Annotated in this window: 6 protein-coding genes; 4 read left to right on the forward strand and 2 right to left on the reverse strand. The window is 70.3% G+C overall.

Going from position 1 to position 7,768, the window contains the following annotated elements; genetic code table 11:
* Window positions 1-260: 260 nt before the first annotated feature.
* The gene (locus ACFVH5_RS42930; RefSeq protein WP_385839120.1) at window positions 261-971 is read right to left on the reverse strand and encodes a TerB family tellurite resistance protein; all 711 of its coding nucleotides are present in this window, start codon (window positions 969-971) and stop codon (window positions 261-263) included.
* Between the two features lie 173 nt (window positions 972-1,144).
* Window positions 1,145-2,866: a 2-isopropylmalate synthase gene (gene leuA, locus ACFVH5_RS42935; protein ID WP_384814745.1), complete on the reverse strand. Its 1,722-nt coding sequence runs from the start codon at window positions 2,864-2,866 to the stop codon at window positions 1,145-1,147.
* Window positions 2,867-3,622: 756 nt separating this feature from the next.
* Here leuA and ACFVH5_RS42940 point away from each other — a divergent pair.
* The 4 genes from ACFVH5_RS42940 (at window position 3,623) to ACFVH5_RS42955 (ending at window position 7,733) form a co-directional block, all read left to right on the forward strand.
* Window positions 3,623-4,693 (forward strand): M4 family metallopeptidase, encoded by a 1,071-nt coding sequence (locus ACFVH5_RS42940; protein ID WP_385839121.1) that lies wholly within the window; start codon window positions 3,623-3,625, stop codon window positions 4,691-4,693.
* A gap of 44 nt (window positions 4,694-4,737) precedes the next feature.
* Complete coding sequence (locus ACFVH5_RS42945) at window positions 4,738-5,004, forward strand: protealysin inhibitor emfourin (RefSeq protein ID WP_384814750.1); 267 nt, start codon at window positions 4,738-4,740, stop codon at window positions 5,002-5,004.
* Between the two features lie 99 nt (window positions 5,005-5,103).
* Window positions 5,104-6,471, forward strand: coding sequence for a GH1 family beta-glucosidase (locus ACFVH5_RS42950; RefSeq protein WP_385839123.1), 1,368 nt, complete (start codon window positions 5,104-5,106; stop codon window positions 6,469-6,471).
* On the forward strand, window positions 6,468-7,733 hold the full coding sequence (locus tag ACFVH5_RS42955) for an MFS transporter (protein ID WP_385839124.1): 1,266 nt from the start codon (window positions 6,468-6,470) through the stop codon (window positions 7,731-7,733). Before ACFVH5_RS42950 ends, ACFVH5_RS42955 begins: the two co-directional genes overlap by 4 nt.
* The last annotated feature ends 35 nt before the right edge of the window (window positions 7,734-7,768 follow it).

Below are 7,768 nucleotides of genomic sequence, written 5' to 3' on the forward strand. Positions count from 1 at the left end.
CCGGTGGGGCCCCTCGCACCCGCTCGACCACGCCTGAGGGCCCGGTGGGGGCCGTTCGCGCAGTTACCCGCGCCCCTCAAAAGCGGGCCTCCGCCCCGGCTTTTGCCCCTTAAGGGGCGCGGGGAACGGCGCAATCTTTTGTCTTTAAGGGGCGCGGGGAACTGCGCGGTCAGCCCCCACCGGGGCCGCAGGTTCAAGCGCTCGGTCAGCGGGGGGGGGTGCCCCTCAGGGGCGCGCTCGGCCCCCGCCGGGGCCGCGGGTCAGGACGGGGTGCGGGCCGCCGTGAGGAGGCGGGTCACGTCGTCCGTGCAGATCGTGAGCGCCGCACCGACCGTCGTCAGAGCCTCCCGCTCAGCCGGCGTGTACGGCCCGTCCGCGAGAGCGATCCGCGCCCCCTGGAGCAGGATCGCCTCCCGCCCGGCAGGCGCGAGGTGCGGAGCCAGCGGATCCAGCGCCTCGTGCAGCTCTATGGACAGCCCAGGCCCGCACGGCTCCCCGAAGATCCGCCCGGTGTCCGCCGCCAGCGCCTCCACGAGCGCGGCCAGCTGCTCCTCCGTACAGTCGTCGAACCCGGCGGAGCGAACCGCCCCCGCGGCCGTCTCCAACGACGTACGGGCGCACGTACCCCCCGCCGCGAGCACCGCGAGAGCGACCGTGTGCACGGCATCCCGCAGCATCGCCGAGAAGCGCGTCGTCGTCGGATGGTCGAGGACGTCCGCGCTGTAGTGGTGGCCACAGGCCGCGCACTCGACGACGGGCCCGGTCTCCCCGCGCGGCATGACCGGCACGCCGAGGCAGGTGAAACGGCGACGCCCGGTGAGCCGCTGATAGTTGCGGTCACCACCGCACCCCGGGCAGAAGAACTCGCCGTCGCCGACGGTGGTCCACGCCGTCCTGGTTCCGAGGATGCGCGAAACGCCCATGGTGCCGGCGCGGACAAACCGGCCGTTTCGTCCCCATCCTGGCAGCACGCTCGCACCTCCGTAACCCCACGGCAACATCGCCGCGTTGGCGTGATGTTAGCCACATTGTTGATGCGGAGTCAGTACCCCGGGAGAGGCCACTCATCGACATGGCCGGATAAACGCAGCGGTCCCGCCCGCCTGCGAGGCGGACGGGACCACAGAAACGCAGGTGAACGGCCTTATCGGGTGGCGCGGTTGACCGCGGAGACGACAGCCTTCAGTGACGCGCGTGTCGTATTCGCGTCGATGCCGATTCCCCACAGAACCTTGTCGCCGATCGCGACCTCGATGTACGAGGCGGCCACCGCGGAGGCGCCCTCGCTCATCGTGTGCTCCTGGTAGTCCAGCAGCCGGGCGTCGACCCCGATGCCCTGCAGTGCGTGGAAGAACGCGGAGATCGGGCCGTTGCCGGTACCGACCAGGGTGGTCTCGGCGCCGTCCACCTCGGCCTCGACGGTGAGCGTGTCCACGCCGTCCTTGTCCGTCGTGGACTGGCCGTTGCGGACCTGGACGCGGCCCCAGGGGTTGTCGGGGTTCGGCAGGTACTCGTCCCGGAAGGTCGCCCAGATGTCCTTCGGGGTGACCTCGCCGCCCTCGGCGTCCGTCTTCGCCTGGATGATCCGCGAGAACTCGATCTGCATCCGGCGCGGCAGGTCCAGCTTGTGGTCGTTCTTCAGGACGTACGCGATACCGCCCTTGCCGGACTGCGAGTTGACCCGGATGACGGCCTCGTACGAGCGGCCGACGTCCTTGGGGTCGATCGGCAGGTACGGGACGGCCCACTCGATGTCGTCGACGGTGACGCCCTTGGCGGCGGCGTCGGCCTCCATCGCGTCGAAACCCTTCTTGATGGCGTCCTGGTGGGAGCCGGAGAAGGAGGTGTAGACGAGGTCGCCGACGTACGGGTGGCGGGCGTGGACCTCCATCTGATTGCAGTACTCGGCGGTGCGCCGCACCTCGTCGATGTTCGAGAAGTCGATCTGCGGGTCGACGCCCTGCCCGAACAGGTTCATGCCCAGGGTGACCAGGTCGACGTTGCCGGTGCGCTCGCCCTGCCCGAACAGGCAGCCCTCGATACGGTCGGCGCCGGCCATCAGCGCCAGCTCGGCGGCGGCCACCGCCGTACCGCGGTCGTTGTGCGGGTGGACGGACAGGCAGACGTACTCGCGGCGGGACAGGTTGCGCGACATCCACTCGAAGCGGTCCGCGTGCGTGGAGGGGGTCGAGCGCTCCACGGTGGCGGGCAGGTTCAGGATGATCTCGCGGTCCGGGCCCGGCTGCCAGACGTCCATGACGGCCTCGCAGACCTCCAGGGCGAAGTCCAGCTCGGTGTCGGTGAAGATCTCGGGGCTGTACTGGTACCCGAAGGTCGTCTCGGGGCCCAGCAGCTTCTCCGCGTACTCGACGACCAGGCGGGTGCCGTCGACGGCGATCTGCTTGATGTCGTCCTTGGAACCTCGGAAGACCACACGGCGGAAGACGGGGGCGGTGGCGTTGTACAGGTGGACGTTCGCGCGCCTGGCGCCCTTCAGCGACTCCACGGTCCGCTCGATCAGGTCCTCGCGGGCCTGGGTCAGTACGGAGATCGTCACGTCGTCGGGGATCGCGCCCTCTTCCTCGATGATCGAGCGCACGAAGTCGAAGTCGGTCTGCCCCGAGGCCGGGAAGCCGACCTCGATCTCCTTGTAGCCCATCGACACCAGCAGGTCGAACATCTCACGCTTGCGCGCGGGCGACATGGGGTCGATCAGAGCCTGGTTGCCGTCACGCAGGTCGGTCGAGAGCCAGCGGGGAGCGGAGGTGATCCGGTTGTCCGGCCACGTACGGTCGGGGATGTCGACCTGGTCGTACGGGCGGTACTTGTGGATCGGCATGGAAGTGGGCTGCTGGCGGTTCGCCATGATGCGAGGGCTCCTCTTGGTCCGCTTGATCCTCGGAACCGGTGGGTTCTCGAATCCGAGGGACGGCCGACGGCGCAACGCCAAAACTCCGCGGGGAGGGGGTCGGCCTCGACTACAGGCCCTCGCCGCGGCAGCTAAGGAGAAGCAGCCCGAAACGCATGATGCTCCGCATGTTATCGGAGTGGGGCGGTGCCCGATCCCCCGTATCACTATGCGGGACGAGGCACCCCCCCTCAAAAAGACTGCGCAGTTCCCCGCGCCCCCAAGAACGCCCCCGCACCCACCGTCGCACGCACACGTCAAAGATCGCGCAGTTCCCCGCGCCCCTGAAAGCGATTCCCGCACCCACCGTCGCACGCACACGTCAAGAATTGCGCAGTTCCCCGCGCCCCCAAGAACGCCCCCGCACCCACCGTCGCACGCACACGTCAAAGATCGCGCAGTTCCCCGCGCCCCTGAAAGCGATTCCCGCACCCACCGTCGCACGCGCGCGTCAAGAATTGCGCCGTTCCCCGCGCCCCTGGGGGGGTGGCCGGGGGGTCGCAGGCGACAGCGCACGGCCGCCCCCATCCCTCTAGGGGCGCGGGGAACTGCGCAGTCTTTTGGTTTTTAGGGGCGCGGGGAACTGCGCGGCCGGCCCCCGCCGGAGCCGCACGCGTACACGAAACCGGACTCCGACGCCCCCTTATCCGCCCATTTCACCAATCATGGTTGCCCCTAGTGACAGTCACGTCACACAGTGCAATGGTGCCGGTCATGACGACATACGGGGGCTTCGAGCCCGTCTTCTGCACCATCATTCCGCCCCACGTCCTCGACACCCTGTCCAAGGCAGAGGACCGGGTGCTCGCCGGCAAGGCCCGCCGCACCCTGGAGCGGGACGCCTTCGAGCGCACCCACCGCCGGCTGACGACAGTGCTCGGCGCACCCGCTCTCGCCCCGCCGAGCGGCGCCGCCGCGGACAAGCCGAGCCGCACCATCTACGACGCGAGGCACAAGCAGGATCTGCCCGGCAAGAAGGTCCGCGGCGAGGGCGACAAGCCCGGCAAGGACTCCACCGTCAACCGCGCGTACGCCGGCCTCGGCGCGACCTTCGACCTGTTCCTGAAGGCGTACGAGCGCAACTCGATCAACGGCGAAGGGCTGCCGCTGAACGCGACCGTGCACTTCGACGAGGAGTACAACAACGCCTTCTGGAACGGCGAGCAGATGGTGTTCGGCGACGGCGACGGCGAGATCTTCCTCGACTTCACCATCCCCGTCGACGTCATCGGCCACGAGCTCACGCACGGCGTCACGCAGTACACCGCGAACCTCACGTACTTCGGCCAGCCGGGCGCGCTCAACGAGTCGATGTCCGACGTCTTCGGCTCGCTCATCAAGCAGTACACGCTCGGCCAGAGCGCCGCCGAGGCGGACTGGCTGATCGGCGCGGGCCTGCTCGCCCCGCGCGTCACGGGCACGGCCCTGCGGTCGATGAAGGCCCCGGGCACGGCGTACGACGACGACGTGCTCGGCAAGGACCCGCAGCCCGCCACGATGGACGACTACGTCCGCACCGGCCGCGACAACGGTGGGGTGCACATCAACTCCGGCATCCCCAACCACGCCTTCTACCTGGCCGCGACCGCGCTGGGCGGCAACGCCTGGGAGAAGGCCGGAAAGGTCTGGTACAGCGTGCTGACCGGCGGCGAGCTGGGGTCGCAGGCGAGCTTCTCGGACTTCGCGAAACTGACCCTGGCCCAGGCCCGCACGCTGTTCGGCGAGGGCGAGGAACTGCAGGCCGTCACCAAGGCCTGGGAACAGGTCGGGGTACCGACCGGCTGAACGGACCGTGGCTCGGGCCCGCGATTCGTACTAGACAGGGACCCATGCGTATTCAGGTACGACGCACCGGCGGATTCGCGGGCATCGAGCGGCACGCCGAGGTGAACACCTCGGGCCGCGCCGACGCCCAGGACTGGCACGCCCTGGCCGAGCAGGCGGTCGCCGCCGGCCGGGGCACGCCCCCCATAGGCGTTCCGGACGGCTTCAGCTACCAGATCACGGTGGACGGGAAGACGGTCTACTGCGCGGACCCGCGGCTGACGGACGAGCAGCGGAAACTGATCTCAAGAGTCCTCAAGGAGGGCGCGTAGGCTTCCGGCGAGGCCATGACGGAGCCGGTACGAGGCCAGTACGGGACCAGTAACGGCCAGTTCACGCAACGCCGTTGACTTCGCTCACCACCGGTACCGATGATCGCGCGCATGACTGACGCGGCGACGAACCCGATACCCCCGTTCCCGGCCGGCTTCCTCTGGGGGGTCTCCACCTCGGCCCATCAGATCGAGGGCGCGGCGGACCTGCGCGCCCCTTCCGTGTGGGACGCCTTCACGGCCGAACCGGGCCGTGTGAAGGACGGTTCGACGGCCGCGGTGGCCTGTGACCACTACCACCGCTACCCCGAGGACGTGGCGCTCCTGCGTGACCTCGGGGTGGACGCGTACCGCTTCTCCATCTCCTGGCCGCGGGTGAACTCCCCCGGCGGCCTGGACTTCTACGACCGGCTGGTCGACGAGCTGTGCGCGGCGGGCGTACGCCCCGTCCCGACCCTCTTCCACTGGGACCTGCCCGTGTCGGAGGCGGAGGCGGGCGGCTGGCTGGAGCGGGACACGGCCAGACGGTTCGCCGAGTACGCCGCGCTGGTCGCCGCCCGCCTCGGCGACCGGATCAGCAAGTGGATCACCCTCAACGAGCCCGCCGAACACACCCTGCTGGGCCACGCCCTGGGTGCGCACGCGCCCGGCAAGCAGCTCCTCTTCGACGCGCTGCCCGCCGCCCACCACCAACTGCTGGCCCACGGTCTCGCCGTACAGGCCCTGCGGGCGGCCGGGGCCACGGACATCGGGATCGCCAACTCGCACGGCCCGACCTGGCCCGCCTCCCAGGAACCCGCCGACCTGGAGGCGGCCGGCTTCTACGACCTGCTCCTCAACCGGCTGTTCGCCGACCCGGTGCTCCTCGGGCAGTACCCGGACGGCATCGGCGAGCTGATGCCCGGCGACGCCGAGGACCTCGCGGCGGACCTGAAGATCATCGGTCAGCCGGTCGACTGGTACGGCATCAACTACTACGCGCCGACCAGGGTGGGCGCGCCGCAGGGCTCCGAGATCGAGTTCGGCGGACTGACCATGCCCGCCGAACTCCCCTTCTCCGTGAGGGAGATCGAGGGCTACCCGGTCACGGACTTCGGCTGGCCGGTGGTCCCGGAGGCGCTCACCGAACTGCTGCTGGGCTTCCGCGAGCGGTACGGCGACCGGCTCCCGCCCGTCGTCATCACGGAGAACGGCTGCTCGTACGAGGGTCTCGACGACCAGCGGCGGATCAGCTACCTGGACGGTCATCTGCGGGCCCTGCACAAGGCGTACGAGCAGGGTGTGGACGTCCGCGGATACTTCGTGTGGTCGCTCCTCGACAACTTCGAGTGGGCCGAGGGGTACGCGCGCCGCTTCGGCCTGGTGCACGTCGACTTCGAGACGCTGGAACGGACCCCGAAGGCGTCGTACCACTGGCTGCGGGACGTACTGCGGACACAACGGACCGCGCCGCGGGCCCAGGGGTGACGGGGCCCACGCACGGCCCCGCACCCGAATTGGCGCTCTCCGAGCCCGTCGAGCGGGTGGGCCGGGGCTGGACGGCGACCCTCTCGCTCGCCAACGGGGCGATCTGGGTGGGCTGGTTCGGCCCCCTGCAGATCCTCCTCGCCTCTCAGGCCGAGGACTTCGCACCCGGTACGGGCCTGTCGAAGGAGGCGGTCCTGGCCTGGGTGACGGGCGCGGGCGCGCTGGTGTCACTGCTCGCGAACCCGGTGTTCGGCGCCCTGTCCGACCGTACGACGTCCCGCTGGGGCCGCCGCACCCCGTGGATCGTGGCGGGTACGGCGGGCGGCGCGCTGTCGCTGCTGCTCCTCGGGGCCGCGGGCGGCCCGTGGACCATGGCGCTCGGCTGGTGCCTGGCACAGCTGACCCTGAACGCGGCCTGGGCCGCCGTGACGGCCGCGGTGCCGGACCGGGTGCCGCGCCGCCAGCGGGGTTCGGTGGGCGGCTGGCTGGGCGCCGCCCAGATCCTGGGTGTGGTCGGCGGCACGGGCCTGGCGACGCTGGCCGGGGGCGTCACGGCGGGCTACGCGGCCTGTGCGGCCTTCACCGTGCTGGGCGTCCTGCCGTACGTGCTGCGCCACCGGGACATCCGGCTGCCCCGCGCGGCCCGGCCGCCCTGGTCCTGGCGCCGCTTCCTGGGCTCCTTCTGGCTGAGCCCGCGCCGCTACCCGGACTTCGGCTGGGCCTGGCTGACACGGTTCCTGGTCAACCTGAGCAACAGCCTGGGAGTCATGTACCTCCTGTACTTCCTGCGGGACCGCCTGCACCACTCCGATCCCGAACAGGGCGTCCTGATCCTGACCTCGCTGAACGCGACGATGCTGCTCGCCACGGTCGTCGTCGCCGGCATGTGGTCGGACCGCGTGGGCCGCCGCAAACCCTTCGTGACCTGCTCGGGCGTCGTCATGGCGATCGCGGCCGGCGTGATCGCGGCCTGGCCGACGTGGACCGGCACGGTGGTCGCCTCGGCGCTCCTGGGCCTCGGCTTCGGCGTCTTCGCGTCGGTGGACTTCGCGCTGATGACGGACGTACTGCCGAAGGCACGGGACCGCGGGAAGGATCTCGGCGTGATCAACGCGGCGAATGCCGTTCCGCAGGTCGCTGCGCCGGTGCTGGCCGCGCCGATCGTGACGTATCTGGGGGGATACCGGGTGCTGTACGCCGTGGCGGCGGTGATCGGCCTCGCGGGGGCGGTCCTGGTGAACCGGATCAGGGGCGTGGACTGAGGGGTGACCCACTCAGGGGCTCCGCCCCCGAACCC

The organism is Streptomyces sp. NPDC127119 (assembly GCF_042677425.1).
Classification (GTDB): Bacteria; Actinomycetota; Actinomycetes; order Streptomycetales; family Streptomycetaceae; genus Streptomyces.

Bases quoted from the DNA above. Each gene is read 5' to 3' on its own strand.
- ACFVH5_RS42950 (WP_385839123.1), top strand. From the start codon at position 5,104: ATGATCGCGCGCATGACTGACGCGGCGACGAACCCGATACCCCCGTTC.
- leuA (WP_384814745.1), bottom strand. From the start codon at position 2,866: ATGGCGAACCGCCAGCAGCCCACTTCCATGCCGATCCACAAGTACCGC.
- ACFVH5_RS42940 (WP_385839121.1), top strand. From the start codon at position 3,623: ATGACGACATACGGGGGCTTCGAGCCCGTCTTCTGCACCATCATTCCG.
- ACFVH5_RS42945 (WP_384814750.1), top strand. From the start codon at position 4,738: ATGCGTATTCAGGTACGACGCACCGGCGGATTCGCGGGCATCGAGCGG.